Source organism: Microbacterium sp. 05T445 (assembly GCF_056395865.1).
In genome coordinates, this window is record NZ_JBFTKJ010000001.1 from 1037558 (window position 1) to 1055690 (window position 18133).

14 protein-coding genes are annotated in these 18133 nt (G+C 70.5%); 5 read left to right on the forward strand and 9 right to left on the reverse strand.

Annotated features, from left to right (window positions below):
* Positions 1-74: 74 nt before the first annotated feature.
* The gene (mmsB, locus tag AC1DDU_RS05085) at positions 75-974 is read right to left on the reverse strand and encodes a 3-hydroxyisobutyrate dehydrogenase (RefSeq protein WP_477431745.1); all 900 of its coding nucleotides are present in this window, start codon (positions 972-974) and stop codon (positions 75-77) included.
* Between the two features lie 26 nt (positions 975-1000).
* Positions 1001-2170 (reverse strand): acyl-CoA dehydrogenase family protein, encoded by a 1170-nt coding sequence (locus AC1DDU_RS05090; RefSeq protein ID WP_477431747.1) that lies wholly within the window; start codon positions 2168-2170, stop codon positions 1001-1003.
* 209 nt (positions 2171-2379) lie between these two features.
* Between AC1DDU_RS05090 and AC1DDU_RS05095 the strand changes: the two genes are divergently transcribed.
* Positions 2380-4041: a choice-of-anchor I family protein gene (locus AC1DDU_RS05095; protein WP_477431749.1), complete on the forward strand. Its 1662-nt coding sequence runs from the start codon at positions 2380-2382 to the stop codon at positions 4039-4041.
* Positions 4042-4099: 58 nt separating this feature from the next.
* Here AC1DDU_RS05095 and AC1DDU_RS05100 read toward each other — a convergent pair whose 3' ends face one another.
* On the reverse strand, positions 4100-4432 hold the full coding sequence (locus AC1DDU_RS05100) for a YciI family protein (RefSeq protein ID WP_477431751.1): 333 nt from the start codon (positions 4430-4432) through the stop codon (positions 4100-4102).
* A gap of 165 nt (positions 4433-4597) precedes the next feature.
* Between AC1DDU_RS05100 and AC1DDU_RS05105 the strand changes: the two genes are divergently transcribed.
* On the forward strand, positions 4598-4777 hold the full coding sequence (locus AC1DDU_RS05105; protein WP_477431753.1) for a hypothetical protein: 180 nt from the start codon (positions 4598-4600) through the stop codon (positions 4775-4777).
* A gap of 58 nt (positions 4778-4835) precedes the next feature.
* Here the strand turns inward: AC1DDU_RS05105 and pulA are convergent, their stop codons facing one another.
* Positions 4836-10901, reverse strand: a complete 6066-nt coding sequence (pulA, locus tag AC1DDU_RS05110) for a pullulanase-type alpha-1,6-glucosidase (protein WP_477431755.1) — start codon at positions 10899-10901, stop codon at positions 4836-4838.
* A 254-nt stretch (positions 10902-11155) separates the two neighbouring features.
* Between pulA and AC1DDU_RS05115 the strand changes: the two genes are divergently transcribed.
* The 3 genes from AC1DDU_RS05115 (at position 11156) to AC1DDU_RS05125 (ending at position 12788) form a co-directional block, all read left to right on the forward strand.
* A complete protein-coding gene (locus AC1DDU_RS05115) occupies positions 11156-11386 on the forward strand; it encodes a DUF1232 domain-containing protein (RefSeq protein ID WP_477431757.1) in 231 nt (76 codons plus the stop codon).
* An 8-nt stretch (positions 11387-11394) separates the two neighbouring features.
* Entirely contained in the window at positions 11395-11565 is a 171-nt protein-coding gene (locus AC1DDU_RS05120) for a hypothetical protein (RefSeq protein ID WP_477431759.1), read from the forward strand.
* A 128-nt stretch (positions 11566-11693) separates the two neighbouring features.
* A complete protein-coding gene (locus AC1DDU_RS05125) occupies positions 11694-12788 on the forward strand; it encodes a hypothetical protein (RefSeq protein WP_477431761.1) in 1095 nt (364 codons plus the stop codon).
* A gap of 9 nt (positions 12789-12797) precedes the next feature.
* Here AC1DDU_RS05125 and AC1DDU_RS05130 read toward each other — a convergent pair whose 3' ends face one another.
* The 5 genes from AC1DDU_RS05130 to AC1DDU_RS05150 all read right to left on the reverse strand — a co-directional run bounded on the left by AC1DDU_RS05130 (position 12798) and on the right by AC1DDU_RS05150 (position 18127).
* Positions 12798-13973: a thiolase family protein gene (locus AC1DDU_RS05130; protein WP_477431763.1), complete on the reverse strand. Its 1176-nt coding sequence runs from the start codon at positions 13971-13973 to the stop codon at positions 12798-12800.
* A gap of 73 nt (positions 13974-14046) precedes the next feature.
* The gene (locus AC1DDU_RS05135; RefSeq protein WP_477431765.1) at positions 14047-14502 is read right to left on the reverse strand and encodes a hotdog fold thioesterase; all 456 of its coding nucleotides are present in this window, start codon (positions 14500-14502) and stop codon (positions 14047-14049) included.
* Between the two features lie 4 nt (positions 14503-14506).
* Positions 14507-15697 carry a bifunctional 2-methylcitrate synthase/citrate synthase gene (locus tag AC1DDU_RS05140; protein ID WP_477431767.1) on the reverse strand — a complete coding sequence of 397 codons (1191 nt, stop codon included), beginning with the start codon at positions 15695-15697 and terminating at the stop codon, positions 14507-14509.
* Between the two features lies 1 nt (position 15698).
* A complete protein-coding gene (gene prpB, locus AC1DDU_RS05145) occupies positions 15699-16601 on the reverse strand; it encodes a methylisocitrate lyase (RefSeq protein WP_477431769.1) in 903 nt (300 codons plus the stop codon).
* Positions 16601-18127, reverse strand: coding sequence for an MmgE/PrpD family protein (locus AC1DDU_RS05150; RefSeq protein ID WP_477431771.1), 1527 nt, complete (start codon positions 18125-18127; stop codon positions 16601-16603). Before AC1DDU_RS05150 ends, prpB begins: the two co-directional genes overlap by 1 nt.
* Positions 18128-18133: the final 6 nt, after the last annotated feature.

Here is an 18133-nt window from a genome sequence, read left to right on the forward strand (position 1 = left end):
CGCGGGCCTGCCCTGCCGCCTCGGCGCATGCCTGTGCCACGGCCGCCGGCGGCCGGTGAGGCGTCGGCCCGACGTCAGTCCGAGAACTCGCGGATCGAGGTGATGATCCCCGAGAAGTCCTGGCCCGCCCCCGGCCCCTCGGCGAAGTGCGCGTAGATCTCCCGCGCCAGCATGCCCATGCGGGCGTCGACGCCGGTGAGCTGCACCGCCTGCTCGGCCAGGCCCAGGTCCTTGTTCATGAGGGCGCCGGCGAAGCCGGGCTGGTAGTCGCGGTTGGCGGGGCTGGTCGGCACCGGCCCGGGCACCGGGCAGTTGGTGGTGAGCGCCCAGCACTGGCCCGACGCGTTCGATGCGACGTCGAAGAGCGCCTGATGCGACAGTCCCAGCCGCTCCCCCAGCACGAAGGCCTCGGCCACGGCGATCTGCGAGACCGCCAGGATCATGTTGTTGCAGACCTTCGCCGCCTGGCCGAGCCCCGCGCTGCCGCAGTGCACCACACGCCGACCCATGGTCTCCAGCAGGGGCCGTGCGGCCTCGAAGTCCTCGTCGGTGCCGCCGACCATGAACGCGAGGGTGGCGTTCTCGGCGCCGACCACGCCACCCGACACCGGGGCGTCCAGCGAGCGGTGCCCCGCCGCCTCGGCGAGCGCGTGCGCGGACCGGGCGTCGTCGACGGCGATCGTCGAGCAGTCGATGAACAGGGCGCCGGGCGCGGCGACGGCCAGGAGTCCGTCGGCGCCGTCCGCGCCACGATAGGCGTCGAGCACCTGCGCGCCGGTCTGGAACATCGTGATGACGACATCGGCGCCGTCCGCGGCATCCGTCCCCGACGCCGCGGTGGCCAGCCCGGCCCCGCGGGCCGCGTCCACCGCGGCGGGGAAGACGTCGAAGCCGACGACGTCGTCGCCCGCGGCGGCGAGATTCCTCGCCATGGGCAGACCCATGTGGCCGAGCCCCAGGAATGCGATCTTCATTTCGGATCTCCTCGTCGTCGGGGCTGTCACTGCGTGAGCAGCTGGCGCCCGATGATCACGCGCATGATCTCGTTGGTCCCCTCGAGGATCTGGTGCACGCGCAGATCCCGCACCACCTTCTCGATCCCGTACTCGTGGAGGTAGCCGTAGCCGCCGTGCAGCTGCAGCGCCTGGTTGGCCACGGTGAAGCCTGCGTCGGTGGCGAAGCGCTTGGCCATCGCGCACTGCATCGAGGCGTCGGGCGCCTTCGCGTCGACGGCCGCCGCGGCGTCGCGGACGAGTGCGCGGGCCGCGCGCAGCTCGGTGGCCATGTCGGCGAGCGCGAACACCACCGCCTGCTTCTCGGCCAGCGGCTCACCGAAGGTGAACCGCTCGTGCACGTAGCGCAGCGCACGGTCGAGCGCCCACTGCGCCCCGCCCAGCGAGCACGCGGCGATGTTGATGCGGCCGCCGTCGAGCGCCGACATCGCGATCTTGAAGCCCTGCCCGGTGACGCCGAGGATGTTCTCTGCCGGCACGCGGACCTCGTCGAGGATCACCTGTCGCGTCGGCTGGGCGTTCCAGCCCATCTTGTGCTCGACGGCGCCGAACGAGAGCCCCGCGGTGTCGGCGGGCACGAGGAACGCGGTGATGCCGCCCGCGCCGCCGGCCGGGTCGGTGCGGGCCATCACGATGTAGACGGATGCCTCGCCCCCGCCCGAGATGAACTGCTTGACGCCCGTCAGCACGTACTCGTCGCCCGAGCGGATGGCGCTGGTGGCGATGGCCGCGGCGTCGGATCCCGCGCCCGGTTCGGTGAGGCAGTAGCTGCCGAAGCCCGACATCGAGGTCAGCAGCGGCAGCCACCGGCTGCGCTGCGCCTGCGTGCCGTAGGTGTCGATCATCCACGCGACCATGTTGTGGATGGAGATGTAGGCGGCGATGGCGGTGTCGCCCTGTGCGAGCTCCTCGAAGATCGCCGCCGCGTCGGAGCGCGAGAGGCCCGAGCCGCCCACGTCCTCGCGGACGTAGATGCCGCCGAGCCCGAGCTCACCGCCGCGGTGCAGCGTCTCACGCGGGAAATGCGAGGCAGCGTCCCACTCCAGCGCGTGGGGCGCGAGCTCGGTCTGTGCGAAGTCCCGTACCGCGTCGAGGATCGCCGCGCGCTCCTCCGTCGTCAGGGGGGCGGGGGTCAGAGGGGTGATCGTGGACACCATTGCTCCTTCAGTGATGCAGTGACGCCCTTGTGAGGCATCCTGATCAACGCGATCGTGCCGTCATTGGCACCCTGCTGATTTTACATGGACGTCCTCGTAAATGACAGGCACTCCTTCCACTCGATCGGTTCGCGGACTGTTCACCGGGGCGACACCCGCCGGCGATAAGCACGGGGGAACACCCCCTTCCCTTCGAACGAGGAATCCCGATGCCTTCGCCTGCACCCCGCCGGATCGCCGCCGTCGCGACGACGACCGTCGCCGCCTGCGCCCTCGCGCTCATCCCGCTCGCCGCCGCGCACGCGGCGATCGTGCCCGATCCGATCACCACGTCCGCCCCCGGCGCCGCGCTCTCGCTCGCCCCCATCGGCACGTTCGAGACCGGCGCGTTCGACGAGGGCGCCTCCGAGATCGTCGCCGCCTACCGCGACCGGCTGTTCGTCGTCAACGCCCAGGCAGGCTCCGTCAGCGTGCTCGACGCGGCCGACCCCTCGGCCATGTCGGAGGAGTTCGCCATCGGCTCGGCCGGCGTCGCCAACTCGGTCGCCGTCCGTGCCGACGGCCTGGGCGTGGTCGCCTTCGAGGCCGAGGTCAAGACCGACCCCGGCCACCTGCTCTTCTTCGACGCGAACGCGAAGGATGCCGCCTCCGCGGTGCTCGGATCGGTCGAAGTCGGCGCGCTGCCCGACATGGTCACCGTCGTGCCCGACGGCAAGTACGCGCTGGTGGCGAACGAGGGCGAGCCCGCCGACGACTTCTCCGTGGACCCCGAGGGCTCGGTCAGCGTCGTCAAGCTCCCCCGCAAGGTCGCCGCGGCCGCGCAGAAGGACGTCAAGACCGCCGACTTCCACGCGTACGAGGCCGGTGGCCGGGCGCTCCCGGAGGGCGTGCGCGTGTTCGGGCCGCAGCCGCACGGCGCCGACCACCCGGTGAGCCGCAACCTCGAGCCAGAGTACATCGCCGTGGACGGCAACACCGCCTACGTGTCGCTGCAGGAGGCGAACTCGATCGCCGTGGTGCAGATCCCGAGCGCGCGGGTCACCGACATCCGTCCCCTCGGCACGAAGGACTTCGGTCTCGCACCGAACGCGCTCGACCCGAGCGACAAGGACAAGCGGTTCTCGCTGCGCACCTACGCGGGCCTGAACGGCATGTACATGCCCGACGGCATCGCCTCGTACACGGCCGGCGGCACCACCTACCTCGTCACCGCGAACGAGGGCGACGCCCGCGAGTGGGGCGACTACGCCGACGTGGCGCGCGTGAAGGATCTCGCGAAGGACGGCCACGGCCCGGTGTGCGCCGACAGCCCGCTGGCCGGCGCGCTCGGCGACACGGAGCTCGGACGCCTCAACGTCTCGATCGAGGACGGGTTCGACGCGGCCGCGGGATGCTACGACGAGCTCTTCGCCTACGGCGGGCGCTCGTTCTCGATCTGGACCACCGGCGGGACCCAGGTGTTCGACTCCGGTTCGCAGTTCGAGCAGATCACCGCCGCGGCGGCGCCGCGATTCGTGAACTCGAACCACACCGAGAAAAACTTCGAGGGCCGCAGCGACGACAAGGGCCCCGAGCCCGAGGGCGTCGCCGTCGGTCAGGTCGACGGGCGCACGTACGCCTTCATCGGCCTCGAGCGCGTCGGCGGCATCATGGTGTTCGACATCACCGACCCGGCGGCATCCCGGTTCGTGACGTACGTCGACAACCGGGACTTCGGCGCCGACCCGACCACCGCTGCGGCGGGCGACCTCGGCCCGGAGGGCATCGCGTTCATCCCCGCCCCGACGTCGCCGACCGGAGCGCCCCTGCTCACCGTCGGCAACGAGGTGTCGGGCACGACGACGGTCTACGAGATCGCGCTCACGCGCTGAGGCCGCCGATGGTCGCGCCGGCCCCGGGCGTTCCCGGGGCCGGTGCGTGTCGCGGCGATCAGTCCGGCCAGACCATGAACGGGCGCAGCTCCAGCTGGCCGTTGCGGGCCATGGGATGCCGCGACGCGATCTCGATCGCCTCCTCGAGGTCGTCGACCTCGAGGATGTCGAACCCGCAGATGACCTCGGCGGTCTCGACGAAAGGGCCGCGCGAGGTCAGCACCTTGCCGCCGCGCACCTTCACGACGGTGGAGTCGGCCTGCGGGGCGAGCACCTCGCCGATGACCCGCTTGCCGCTGGCGTCGAGCGGGTCCACCCACAGGTCGACGTCGGAGTCGTCGACCTCGGCGTCGGGCTCGAGCGAGGTGACGACGAACATCATGTACTTCATTTCGGATCCTTCCGTTGCGGGCGGGCTGATGCCGGCCTCACTCAGGTCGTCGCCCGGCCGGGCAGCGGATCGACAATTCGTCCCGATCCAGATCATCCTCCAGGTGGAGGCCGATGAGACTCTCGGTGGACGCGCCGTCGGCGAGCGCTCCGTAGCGTCGAAGACATGACCAGCAGCACGTCCACGATCCGGGTCTCGCGGCGCCACGAACTCTCCTCGACCGCGGCGCTGCTGCTCACGATCGGCGGCAACATCCTCGTGATCGCGATCGGGGCGCTCGCGGTGGCGGGTGTCGGGATCGCCGCGATCGCGGTGTTCGGCGCCGGCCTCTTCGACGCGCTGTGACCGACCGCCGGAGGATCGGGCGGATCCTCCGGCGGTCGGTTCGCGGGCTGCGCAGAGCTCAGTAGACGAGAACCGGCACCGGGATCATCGCGCGCGAGTCCTGGTGATCGCCGACGCCGGTGAACGTCGTGCGGATCATGTGCACGCCCCGCTCCGACAGCTTCACGCCGACCGTCACCCGGCCCTTGTCCGCCGCGTCGAGCTCCACGGTCGCGACGACCTTCCCGTTGTCGGTGATCGTCACGGTGCCGATCGCGGGTGATCCGTCGTCGGTCGTCACGGTGCCCACGACAGGTACCGCGCTGCCTGCCTTCACGAGCAGCTTCGTGGGCGCCACCACGGTCCGGGTTCCGATCGGCTCACGGTCCACCAGAACCACGGCGGTGCGCGCGGGGACGGTGACCGTTCCGGTGGCGGCATCCCACGTTGTGGTCTTGACGACCGGGTCCGATCCCTTCGCGAGCGCCGGCGTCAGCGCGAAGCCGCGACCCGCGAGCTCGTCCACCGTCTGCGTCGTGGGCTCCGTGCCGGCGTTGAAGACCACCAGCGCGCCGTCGAGGGCGGGGTCGACATCCTTGCCCACGAGGTCGTCGATGAGCATCACGACGACGCCGGGTGCGGCATCCGGCCCGCTGTTCGGGAACGAGACCTTCTCCTCGATGAGCCCGGCGGACCCGAGCCGGAGCAGCCCCACCTCGTCGCGCACCCGCAGCAGGTCGAGAGCGGATGCCTCGGCCGTGGCGATGTCGGAGGCACCCGGCTTGTTGGCGGGGTCGGCCAGCAGCGGCTGCTTGATGGCCCACGTCGAGCCGTTGTCGGCCTCGCGCGGCAGGCCCGACCCGAAGGTCGACTCCTGGCCGGTCCAGTCGATGCGGTTGAACCAGTCGCCGGAGTTGTAGCTGTTGCGGTCGAGCGACTTGGAGCGCAGGAGCTCGGTGCCGGCGTGCCAGAACGACGGGGTCTGCCCGAACGTCGTGGTCGCGAGCTCGAGCGTGTTCATGCGCACGCGGTCGGCCATCGACGTGTCGGCCGGGAGCTTCAGCACCGAGAGGTCGTACAACGTCTCGTTGTCGTGCGCGTCGACGTAGGTGATGATCTCGTCGGGCTGGTCGGCGTATCCGGCCGGCGAACCGCGGTAGTCGAGCTCGTCGCCCGCCTTGACGGTGCCGTCGGACGCCGTCAGCTCGTAGTCGCGGAGGTTGCCCGCGAGGCCGAGCTTGACGAGGTCGGTCTGGTGCGCCAGGTCGGCGAGCGCCTGCTCGGTCGTGCCGTTGATCGGCGCGCCGTTGGGGTCTGTGCCCAGGCCCGTGCCGAAGCCCTGCTGCTGGATCGTCTCGCCGGCGACGGGGCTGCCGCCGTGGACGGCGTCGCGCAGCCGGTCGCTGAACGTGCCGATGCCGGTGCCGCCGAGCTGCCCCTGCGTGGCCTGCTCGAACAGCGCGTTGTCCGCGACCTCGCCGAAGTTCCAGCCCTCGCCGTAGAGGTAGATCTTCGACCCGTCGACGCCGTCGTCCCTGAGCGTCAGCTCGTCCAGCGCCGCCCGGATCGCCAGCATGTTCGCCTTCGAATGGTGGCCCATGAGGTCGAAGCGGAAGCCGTCGACCTTGTACTCGCGGGCCCACAGCACGACCGAGTCGACCATGAGCTTCTGCGCCACCTCGTGCTCGGTGGCCACGTTCTGGCAGCAGGTCGAGGTCTCCACGGCGCCGGCGGCGTTCAGTCGCTGGTAGTAGCCGGGCACGACCTGGTCGAGCACCGACGTGTCGGCCTGGCCCGCCGCGGAGGTGTGGTTGAACACCTGGTCGAGCACGACCTGCAGTCCCATGCCGTGCAGGGCGCCGACCATCGAGCGGAACTCGGCGATACGTGCGCCGCCATCGGGGTCGACCGCGTACGAGCCCTCGGGGACCGAGTAGTGGTACGGGTCGTAGCCCCAGTTGAAGCCGTCGGCGTCGACGACCTTCTCGACGCACGTCTGCTGCCCGGTGCTGTCGGGTGCGAACGAGGCGAGGTCGCAGTCGGGCACCGCCTGCTTCGAGCGGTCCTCCTCGATCGTGGCGATGTCGAAAGTCGGCAGCAGGTGAACCGTGTTGATGCCCGCGTCGGCGAGTTGACGCAGCTGCTTCGTGCCGGCGCTGTCGCGGGTGAACGCGGCGTACGTGCCGCGCTCCGCCTCCGGCACCGACTCGTCGGTGATCGAGAAGTCGCGCACGTGCAGCTCGTAGATCGCACGGTCGACCGGTCGCGCCACCACCGGCGCCTTCGTCTTCTCCCACGCCTTCGGGCGCCATTGCTTGTCGTCGAGGTCGATCGCGACCGAGCGCTCCGAGTTCGTCGTGAGCGCCACCGAGTAAGGGTCGGTGACGTCGTTGGTCTCGATCTTCCCCGTCGTGGGGGCGTAGACGACGACCTCCCACCGGTACTCGTCGCCCTTCAGCGCCTTCGTGCCCGCGACGGCCCAGATCCCGGATGCCGCGTCCCACGTCGCGTCGTGGCGCACCGGGTCGCCGTCGGCACCGGCATCCCAGGTGAGCAGCGTCGCGCGCTGCGCCGTCGGCGCCCACAGCCGGAACGTCGGCTTGTTGGCTTTGAACGCGATCCCGAGGTCGGCGTCGGCGACGGCGTCCGCATAGAGGTCGTCGAGCACGCCCGGGATCTGCACGCCGGTGAAGGCGGCGAGCGCGCCGCCTGGGCCGTGCTGCGCCACCATGAGCTGGCCCTTCAGCAGCGCGGCCGCGGCCTCGCGGTCGACGCCGTCGACGTGAAGGGCGACATAGCCGGCGAGCGACGGGAACCGCTCCTTCTGCGCGGCGGTGAGACCGCCGTCGATGCGCGTGAGGGTGATCGGATCGGTTCCGCCGGTGACCTCGCGGTCGGCCGAGACGGCGAGCGAGGCTGCCGGAGATCCGTACAGCTGCCACGCCGCACCGGCGGCAGGGGCGCCGAGGTCGGCGGGCCAGGCGATGGTCGCGGCGTCGATCCAGTGCGCGCGCAGCTCGCCGGTGCCGGCCAGCGGCGGGTCGCTCGCCTTGACGGTGAGCACGTGGGTGTCGAGGGTGTAGCGGAAGGTCACGACCTTGCCGGTGCTCGCGCTGAACGTGATGTTCGCGCCGCCCGGGGCGCCACCGGCGCCGTAGTTCTCGGCCCAGCTGCGGCCGTGGGCGACCTTCACCTCGTACGAGCCGGTGGGCAGGTCGTCGGTGGTGAACTGGAAGACGCCGTCGCCGTCGCGGTCGAACATCATGGTCGCCAGGCACTCCGGCATCCAGTCGCCCGCGCAGCCGAGCTCGCTCTGGAGGCTGCCCGGCAGCGTGACGACCGGTCCGTCCGCGGTGGTGCGGATGTTCTTGGTGCGCGGATCGAAGAAGAACCCGATCGGTCCGCCCGCGTGGGTCACGGTGATGTTCGAGCCGTTCTGCACGCCGCCGGCGCCGTAGTTCTCGTCCCACTTCTTCTCGGTCGCGATCTTGAACTCGTACGTGCCGGCCGCGAGATCGCCCAGCGCGAGGGTCCAGATGCCGTCGACCTTCGTCATCTGCACGGCGTCGCAGTCGGGCTGCCAGTCGCCGGGGCAGCCCGCCTTCGCGTCGAAGCTGCCGGGGACGCTGACCGCGCCGTACTCCGTCGGCGTCTGCGGTTCGGGCTCCTCCGGCTCCTCGGGGGTCACCTCGACCCCGGTGCTCACCTTGTTCCCCACCGACGCGTAGGTGGAGGACGCGGCGCGATGGCCGGCGGCATCCGTCGTCACCGCGCGGTACTCGATCAGGGTGCCGTCGGCGAGCCCGCGGACGTCGTGGAAGACGCCGGGGTCGGTGTCCTCAGCGGTGCCGAGGGCGTGCCACTGGTCCGACCCGACGACGCGCCACGAGAAGCTCGTCTCCTGCCAGGTCGCGTCGTCGACATCGGCGCCGACCGCCGTCGAGCCGGTGACCCCCGCGCCGGCGGCCGGCGCCTTCACGGTGACGGCGCGCGCCTCGGCCGGCGCGGTCACTGCCTTGTCGGCGCGGTAGACGACGGCCGACAGAGCCGGGACGGTGACGGATGCCGCGGCCGCGGCATCCGTCGAGATCCCGGTCGTGGTCCCGTAGACGGGGGCGAACGACGCACCCGCGGTGAGGGTCGTGAGGCTCACCGTCTTATCGGACGTCGTGTTGTTGAGGGCGACGAGGTACTCGACCTTCTCGTCGCGGTCGACGCGCGAGAACGCGTAGACGCCGGCGCCGTCGTCGGCGTAGCGCTCGATCTGGGCGCCGGTGACCAGGGCGGGGTGGGCCTCGCGCAGCGCGGCGAGGTCGGCGATGCGCGCGTACACCGGCGCGTCCGTGTCGTAGCGGTCGACCGATCCGGCGGTGGTGCCGTCGATGAGCTTCTGGTTCTGGTACGACGGGACCTGCGTCGCGAACAGCGTCTGGCGCGCGTCCTTGTCGCCGCCGGTGCCGACGAAGCCCTGCTCGTCGCCGTAGTAGACGACAGGCTGTCCGCGACCGAGGAACATCAGGTCGTGCGCGAGCAGGTCGCGCCTGGCGGCGTCGCCGGCATCCTTCAGGAAGTACCCGACGCGGCCCATGTCGTGGTTGCCGAGGAACGTCGGCAATGCGGTGGCCGACGAGTCGGGCGTCGTGTAGTGGTCGTCGCCCGCGTAGAGGTTCTGCAGCGCCTTGGCGTTGCCGCCTCCGGCGTAGCCCACCGCCGACGACTGGAACGTGAAGTCGAGCACCGAGCTCATATCGGTGTCGCGCACGTACGGCGAGAGCTTGACCGGGTCGGCGTCGTAGACCTCGCCGAACATGAAGAAGTCGGGCTTCTTCGCGACGGTGCGCGCGTAGTCGAGCACCTCGGTGGTCCAGGTCTGCCAGAACTCGAAGTTCACGTGCTTGGCGGTGTCGATGCGGAAGCCGTCGATCCCGAGGTCGATCCAGTCCCGGTACACGTCGACGAAGCCGTTCACGACGGTCGGGTTCTCGGTCATGAGGTCGTCGAGGCCGTCGAAGTCGCCGTAAGTGACCGACTCCCCCGCCCACGTCGAGTTGCCCCGGTTGTGGTACAGCGTCGGGTCGTTGAGCCACGCCGGCGTCTTCGCGTCGGCGTCCTCCGGGGCGATCACCGGGGCGTGCGGGAACGACGTGGCAGGGTCGAGCGTCGGGAACGCGTCGGTGCCCGCGTACGCCGCCGGGTCGAAGGCCTTGCCGTCCGCGTCCTTGTAGGGGCTCGTAGCCTGGTCGACGTAGCCGTACTGCCCGTCGGCGTACGAGATCACGTCGGCGGTGTGGTTGGCGATGATGTCGAAGTAGACCTTGATCCCCTTGGCGTGCGCCTCGGAGATCAGCGCCTCGAGCTCGGCGTTGGTGCCCAGGTGCGGGTCGATCTGCGTGAAGTCCGTGATCCAGTAGCCGTGATAACCGGCGCTCGCGTTCGCGCCCTCGCCCTGCACGGGCTTGTTCTTGAAGCTCGGGGTCAGCCAGATCGCGGTGGTGCCGAGGCCCTCGATGTAGTCGAGGCTCTCCCGCAGCCCCGCGATGTCGCCGCCGTTGTAGAAGCCCTTGTCGGTCGGGTCGAAGCCGGTGGCGAGCCGGTCGCCGGTGAGCCCGCCCTGGTCGTTGGACGTGTCGCCGTTCGCGAAGCGGTCGGTCATCACGAAGTAGAACTGCTCCTGGCTGCCTGGCTGGCGCACCGGCGCCGCGACGAGGGCGTCGTCGTCGGGCGTGTAGCCGGCCCGCAGGCTCTTCGCCTCGACGCCGACGCGGTGGGTGTTGTCGTCGAACACGAAGCGCAGCGTCGCCGGCCCGCCGATCGTGAGCGGGATGTTGTCATTACCGCCGTTGAGCCCGTACGACTCGTCCCAGCCGTCGTTCACGGCGACCTTGTACTCGTACGAGCCCGCCGGCACATCGAACTCCGCGGCGTAGACACCCGCGGTGCCGGTGGCGACGAGCTCGGTGGCGGTGCACTCGGGCTTCCAGTCGTCGGCGCACCCGAGCTCCGATTGCAGGCTCCCGACCAGCGCGAAGGTGCGCTCGGCAGCGGCGGCGGGAGCGATCGCGACCGCTCCCCCCGTGACGATGAGCGCGGCCGCGGCAAGGCTGGCGGTGAGGATGCGGGCACGTCCTGAGGTCGACTTCGACACGGGAGCTCCTGAGGTGGGGCGGTGGGCACGCCGACGTGCCCGCGGTGCAGTTGTGCGGCCGACGCTAGCAGCGCGATCGCAGATACTGCAAGCGCTTACATCATGAGAGACCTTTCATCGAACGGATGCCGCGGGTCGAGGCATCCGCTCATCCCCCGTTTGCGCAACCGCTTGCAGACAGACCGTGGGCCGCGGAGATCACGAGTTGATACCGGCCGGCCCAGGCGGCCCGCCCGCGGCGCACACTGGGGGGCATGTGGTGGAGATTCCTCAAGGCGCTCAAGGGCGGGCAGCACCGCGTCGCTCCGACGACGTGGGTCGCCGCGACCGCGGCCGTCGTCTACGCCGTCTCGCCGATCGACCTGATCCCCGAGCTCGTCCTCGGACCGCTGGGATTCACCGACGACCTCGGCGTCTGGAGCATCCTCGCCCTGCTCGTCGTGCGAGAGCACCACCGGTGGCAGGCCGGACTCCAGGCCCGGTAGGAGTCGTGGTGTCGACCCCCGACGAGCAGTCGCACGAGCCGCACGTCCCTGCGCCCGGCGAGCACACCATCCCCGAGCTCGAGGAGGACGAGACGATCGCCCCGCGCCCGGAAGAGGAGATCGCCGACCGCCTGCGCGCGGACCCCGACACCGCGGACCACAGCCGCCATCCGGGGTGATGGCGCTCCGCATGCTGACGAGATCGCCGAAGCCGCCGATAGGTTGAGAGCGGGGGCACGCATCCGGCCGACATCGCGCGAGCCGGACGGATCACGTGGCGCCTCCCTCCGAACGGAAGGCACCTCGGATGCGGCACACCACCCGGCTGCGAGCGGCGGGACTTGGGATATCGCTGGCGCTGCTGGGGGGCGTACTTCTCGGCCAGGCGCCGCCTGCGCAGGCCGCGGCCGTCGCGGCGACGGCGCAGTCGAACGCACGGGCGATGCTCGACAGCGGACGCGTCACTTTCGGCTCGTCCTCACCTCAGGCGCAGATCCAGGCGTACGCGAACGGCTCGGAGTACATCAACCCTCGGACGAGTCGCGCCTGCAACATCAACGACGTCCTCCTCGACGCATTGCGGAAGGTCGTCGTCGATCAGGGCTTCTCGATCCGGATCATCTCCCTCAACCGCTGGTGCGAAGGCAGCGAGCCGACGGCGTGGTGGCAGTACCACATCGTCAACGGCGGCGGCCATGCGGTGGATCTGGTCAGAGTGAACGGGGTCGCATCGACCGGTGCCACCGCCCAGGACGCCGACTTCGTGCGCGCGCTCGTCGGGGTGCTGCCGACCCCCGCCGGGGTGGGCCAGCTCAACTGCGGCCAGAGCTTCACGCTGCCCGCCGGGTGGGTACGGTTCGACGATGCCTGCGACCACCTCCACGTCGAGTACCGCGGCGCGGACGTGCCCGTCTCCAGCATCACGGTGACGGCAGCGGCCGTCTACCGGTTCTGGAGCCCCGTGTATCAGGGCCACTTCTACACCGTCGATCCGATCGAGCGGGATCGCGTGCGATCTGCCTGGCCGGATATCTGGTCGTACGAAGGGCAGCGCTACACCGCCTACACGACCCAGGTGCCGGGGACGATACCCCTCTTCCGGTTCTGGAGCGCGCGGTTCCGCGGCCACTTCTACACCGCCGATCCGGCGGAGCGCGACCAGGTGCTCGCCCAATGGCCGGACGCGTGGAGCTATGAAGGCGTGGCGTACTACGTCTATCCGCCGGCGTCAGCGCAACCCGATACGGTCGCCGTCGCACGCTTCTGGAGCCCGAAGGCGCTGCACCACTTCTACACCGCGGATCCGGCAGAACGCGACCATGTGATCTCCGTCTGGCCCGACACATGGTCCTTCGAGGGCGAGAACTTCCGCGTCCTCGCGGCGGGGGTCCGGACCGGCTGAGCGGGTGAGTCAGAGCCGTTCGATGATGGTGGCGTTGGCCATGCCGCCGCCTTCGCACATCGTCTGCAGCCCGTACCGGCCGCCCGTCGCCTCCAGGTACGACACCAGCGTGCCCAGCAGCCGGGTGCCCGACGCGCCGACCGCGTGACCGAGCGCGATGGCGCCGCCCCACGGATTGAGCTTCGCCGGATCGGCGTCGAGGTCGCGCCGCCAGGCGAGGGGTACCGACGCGAACGCCTCGTTCACTTCGTACACGTCGAGGTCGCCCATCGACAGGCCGCTGCGCTCCAGGATCCGCCGCGTCGCGGGGATGGGACCGGTGAGCATCATCATCGGGTCGTCGCCGACCACCGCGAACGAGTGGAAGCGCGCCCGTGGCGTGAGTCCGAGTTCGGCGGCCTTCTCCTCGCTCATGATGAGAGCAGCGGATGCCGCGTCCGTGAGCGGCGACGAGTTGCCCGCGGTGATGCTCCACTGAAGGTCGGGGAACCGCGCCGCGAGCGCGTCGGTGCGGAAGGCGGGGCCGAGGCCGGCGAGCGATTCCACGGTGGTGCCCGCCCGGACGGTCTCATCGAACGCGACAGCTTCCTCCCCCGCGAGTACCGGCACGACCTGCGCGTCGAAGGCGCCGCGGTTCCAGGCATCCGTCGCCCGTCGGTGCGACTCGGCCGAGAACGCGTCGAGCTCGTCGCGGCCGAACCCCCAGCGCTGTGCGATCAGTTCCGCCGACACGCCCTGGTTCACCAGGCCATCGGGGTAGCGGTGCGCGACCCCCTGCGAGACCGTGCCGCCGTGCGCCGAAGACCCCAGCGGGACGCGGCTCATCGACTCGACGCCCGCCGCGATGACGATGTCGTACGCACCGGCGATCACGCCCTGCGCCGCGAAGTGCGCGGCCTGCTGGCTCGAACCGCACTGCCGGTCGATCGTCACGGCCGGGACCGTCTCGTCGAAGCCGGCGGCGAGCACCGTCTGCCGCGCGATGTTGAGGGACTGATCGCCGATCTGGCTCACGCAGCCCATCAGGACGTCGTCGATCTGCCGCGACTCCAGCCCGTTGCGCTCGAGCAGCGCCGTGAGCACCCCGGCGGCGAGGTCGACCGGGTGCACCCCGCTCAGCGCTCCCCCGGGCTTGCCGCGACCGGAAGGGGTGCGGACCACGTCGACGATGACAGCGTGCGGCATGAGAACCTCCTGCTCAGAAGCCTAGGACGGCGCAGCGCGGCTGAGGGCCGCGCTCACCGGGCGGACGAACCGCTCAGGCGCGGGCGTCGGGGGTCGCGTAGGTGCTGCGCTGCTCGATGACGGCGAGCGTGCACCGCGAGATGCACACCAGCTTTCCGGCCTCGTCGACGATGCGGATCTCCCACACGTGCGCGCGACGGCCGACGTTGGCGGGCGTGACCGTCGCGGTCACCCATCCCGACGAGATCGGCCGGATGTGGTTGGCGTTGATCTCCTGCCCGACGACGTGGAACCGCTCGCGGTCCACCGCGAGGTACCCCGCCCACGACGCGAGCGTCTCGGCGAGCGCCACCGACGCCCCGCCGTGCAGGACGCCGGCCGGCTGCACCGTGCGGTGGTCCACCGGCATCCGTCCCACCAGCGCATCGTCGCGGATCTCGACGATCTGGATGCCCAGGTGCTCGATCAGGGTCCCGGTGGCCATCGCCGTCAGATCGACGCCGGCGACGTCGCCGAACCACAGGCTCACGACCTCACCCTGCGGCTTCCTCTTCGCGCTCGACGGCGGCCAGGGTCGCGGCATCCGGGACATAGCCCTCGATGTGACGCTCGTCCGGGCCGTTGTACTCCGACAGCGGGCGGATGAGTGCGTTCGAGGCGAGCTGCTCCATGATGTGGGCGGTCCAGCCGGTGACCCGCGCCGCGACGAACAGCGGCGTGAAGGTGAGCGTGTCGAAGCCGATGAGGTTGTACGCCGGGCCCGACGGGTAGTCGAGGTTCGGGTAGATGCCCTTTCGGCTCACGAACTCGCTCTCGAGCGTGTCGTACAGCGCCGCGACATCCGGCCGGTCGTAGTGCTCGACGAGGGTGTCCAGCGCCGCCTTCATCGTCGGCACCCGCGAGTCACCGCGCTTGTAGACGCGGTGGCCGAAGCCCATGATCTTGCGCTTCTCGGCGAGGGCGGTGTCCAGCCACGGACCGACGTTCTCGGCGGTGCCGATCTCGTCGAAGATGTGCAGGACGGCCTCGTTGGCACCGCCGTGCAGCGGGCCCTTGAGCGCGCCGATGGCGCCGACGACCGCCGAGTACAGGTCGCTCAGCGTCGAGGTGATGACGCGGGCGGTGAACGTCGAGGCGTTGAACGAGTGCTCGGCGTACAGGATCATCGACCGGTTGAACGCGTCGACGACGACCTCGTCGGCCTCCTCGCCGAAGGTCATCCAGAGGAAGTTGGCGGCGTAGTCCAGGTCGTCGCGGGGCGCGACCGGCTGCTGGCCGCGCCGGCGACGCTGACCGTAGGCGACGATCGCGGGAAGCACGGCGAACAGGCGGACGCTGCGCGCCAGGTTCTCCTCCTCGCTTCCGCTCGCGTCGAGCACCGAGCCGCTGCCTGCGAGGTCGCGGGCGCCGATGAGGCTCACCGCGGTGCGCACCTCGTCCATGGGGTGCGCGTCGATCGGCACGAGGTCGATCGCGGCGCGCACGTCTGCGGGCAGGTGCCGGTAGGCGCGCTCCGTCGCGCGCAGCTGCGCCAACTGCACCTCGGTCGGCAGGTCGCCGTGCCACAGCAGGTAGGCGACGGCCTCGAACGACTGGGTCGCCGCGAGCTCCTGCACCGGGTAGCCCCGGTACAGCAGCGAGTTCGTCTCGGGGTTGACCTTCGAGACCGCCGTGTAGTCCACGACGACGCCGGCGAGGCCCTTCTTGATGTCGGGTTCGGTCATGTCAGTCCCTCGTGATCTGGAAGTTGAAGACGTCCTGGTCGAAGTGGTTGTACTGCTCGTAGTCGACGAGGTCGTACAGGTCGGCGCGATGCTGCATCTCGCCGAGCTTGGAGGTGAGGTGCCCTTCGTCTGAGAGCGTATCGAGTGCACGGGATGCCGCACCCATCGCGATGCGCAGCAGCGAGACCGGCCAGATGACGATGTTGACCCCGACATCACGCAGCTGGTCGACCGGGAACAGGTCGGACTTGCCGAACTCGGTCATGTTGGCGAGGATCGGCACGTCCACGGCGGCGCGGATCGCGGCGAACTCCTCGAGCGTGCGCATCGCCTCCGGGAAGATCGCGTCGGCCCCCGCGTCGACGAGCGCCTTCGCGCGATCGACGGCGGCATCCATCCCCTCCACGGCACGGATGTCGGTGCGCGCCATGATGAGGAAGTTCGGGTCGCGGCGGGCATCGGCCGCGGCACGGATGCGCTTGATCGCCGTACCCTCGTCGACCACGGCCTTGCCGTCGAGATGGCCGCAGCGCTTCGGGTTGATCTGGTCCTCGATGTGCGTGCCTGCCAGGCCTGCGTCCTCGAGGGTCTGGATCGTGCGGGCGACGTTCATGGGCTCGCCGAACCCGGTGTCGGCGTCGATGATCGCGGGCAGATCGGTCATGCGCGCGATCTGCTGGCCGCGCGCGGCGACCTCGGTGAGCGTCGTCAGGCCGATGTCGGGCAGGCCCAGGTCGGCGCTGAGGACGGCGCCCGAGATGTAGACGCCCTCGAACCCCTTGCGCTCGATGAGGCGGGCGGAGAGCGGATTGAACGCGCCGGGGAACCGCAGCAGCTCGCCGGTGGCGAGCCGCTCGCGGAAGAGCCGCCGCTTCTCGTGCGCGGGCACGGCGGAGTACAGCATCAGAACAGGCCCTTCGGGGCGGGAGCCCCGGCCAGCACGCCGGGCTTGGCGACGATCGTGAGCTGCTGCACCTCGTCGGCGGTGAGCTCGGGAAGGCGCTGCGCGAGGTCGAGGAAGCGCTCGATCTCCTCCGGCGTGAGCACCGGCTCGGCCAGCAGGCGGAACTTGCGCACGTAGTCCTCGCGGACGAACGGCCGGGCGCCGAGCGGGTGGGCGTCGGCCACGGCGATCTCGTCCTCGATGGTCTCGCCGTCGGTGAGGCGGATCTCGACGCGGCCGCCGAACGCCTTCTCGCTCGGGTCCTCCGAGTGGTAGCGGCGCGTCCACTCCTCGTCCTCGGCCGTGGTGATCTTCTGCCACAGCTCGACGGTGTCGGCGCGGCCGGCGCGCTCGGGGGTGTACGAGTCGACGTGGTGCCAGCCGCCGTCCTGCAGCGCGACCGCGAAGATGTACGGGATCGAGTGGTCGAGCGTCTCGCGGGATGCCGTCGGGTCGTACTTCTGCGGGTCGTTCGCACCCGAGCCGATCACGTAGTGCGTGTGGTGCGAGGTGTGCAGCACGATCGCCTCGACGTTCGCCGGGTCGAGCAGCTCGGGGTGCTCGCCGTGGAGCTTGCGTGCCAGGTCGATCCAGGCCTGCGCCTGGTACTCGGCCGAGTGCTCCTTCGTGTAGGAGTCGAGGATGCCGCGCTTGGACTCGCCGGCGGCGGGCAGCGGCACGTCGTAGGAGGCATCCGGTCCGTCCAGCAGCCACGCGATGACGCCGTCCTCGCCTTCGTAGATGGGGCTCGGCGAGGTCTCGCCGCGCATCGCACGGTCGACGGCCTCGACCGCCATCTTGCCCGCGAACGCGGGGGCGTGGGCCTTCCACGTCGAGATCTCGCCCTTGCGCGACTGGCGCGTGGCGGTCGTGGTGTGCAAGGCCTGGCCGACGGCCTGGTAGATGGTCTCGACGTCGAGGCCGAGGAGGGTTCCGATGCCCGCGGCGGCCGACGGGCCGAGGTGGGCGACGTGGTCGATCTTGTGCTTGTGCAGGCTGATCGCGCGCACGAGGTCGATCTGGATCTCGTAGCCGGTCGCGAGGCCGCGCACGAGTGCGGCGCCGTCGGCGCCCACGTGCTGCGCGACGGCGACGATCGGCGGGATGTTGTCGCCCGGGTGGGAGTACTCCGCCGCCAGGAACGTGTCGTGGTAGTCCAGCTCGCGCACGGCGACGCCGTTCGCCCAGGCGGCCCACTCGGGGCTGGTCTTGCGGTCGAGGGCGCAGCCGAACACGGTCGCGCCCGAGCCGCCGACCGACACCGCGTGGTCGAGCGCCTGCTGGCGGGCGGCGCTCACGGGAGCGCGGGTGAGGGATGCCGCGGCCACGGCCGCGTTGTCGATGACGCGGTTGACGATCATGTCGACGACGTCCTGGTCGACCTCGACGGGGTCGGCGGCGACCTCGGCGATGTGCCAGGCCAGCTGCCCCTCGCGGGCGAGGTTCTCGTCGCTGCGGTGCACACGGAGGTGGTGGATGACGGTCATTGCCGG

What these genes read in the sequence shown, in the direction of transcription:
- mmsB (WP_477431745.1), bottom strand. Translation starts at nt 974, where the DNA reads ATGAAGATCGCATTCCTGGGGCTCGGCCACATGGGTCTGCCCATGGCG.
- AC1DDU_RS05090 (WP_477431747.1), bottom strand. Translation starts at nt 2,170, where the DNA reads ATGGTGTCCACGATCACCCCTCTGACCCCCGCCCCCCTGACGACGGAG.
- AC1DDU_RS05095 (WP_477431749.1), top strand. Translation starts at nt 2,380, where the DNA reads ATGCCTTCGCCTGCACCCCGCCGGATCGCCGCCGTCGCGACGACGACC.
- AC1DDU_RS05100 (WP_477431751.1), bottom strand. Translation starts at nt 4,432, where the DNA reads ATGAAGTACATGATGTTCGTCGTCACCTCGCTCGAGCCCGACGCCGAG.
- AC1DDU_RS05105 (WP_477431753.1), top strand. Translation starts at nt 4,598, where the DNA reads ATGACCAGCAGCACGTCCACGATCCGGGTCTCGCGGCGCCACGAACTC.
- AC1DDU_RS05115 (WP_477431757.1), top strand. Translation starts at nt 11,156, where the DNA reads ATGTGGTGGAGATTCCTCAAGGCGCTCAAGGGCGGGCAGCACCGCGTC.
- AC1DDU_RS05125 (WP_477431761.1), top strand. Translation starts at nt 11,694, where the DNA reads ATGCGGCACACCACCCGGCTGCGAGCGGCGGGACTTGGGATATCGCTG.
- AC1DDU_RS05130 (WP_477431763.1), bottom strand. Translation starts at nt 13,973, where the DNA reads ATGCCGCACGCTGTCATCGTCGACGTGGTCCGCACCCCTTCCGGTCGC.
- AC1DDU_RS05140 (WP_477431767.1), bottom strand. Translation starts at nt 15,697, where the DNA reads ATGACCGAACCCGACATCAAGAAGGGCCTCGCCGGCGTCGTCGTGGAC.
- prpB (WP_477431769.1), bottom strand. Translation starts at nt 16,601, where the DNA reads ATGCTGTACTCCGCCGTGCCCGCGCACGAGAAGCGGCGGCTCTTCCGC.
- AC1DDU_RS05150 (WP_477431771.1), bottom strand. Translation starts at nt 18,127, where the DNA reads ATGACCGTCATCCACCACCTCCGTGTGCACCGCAGCGACGAGAACCTC.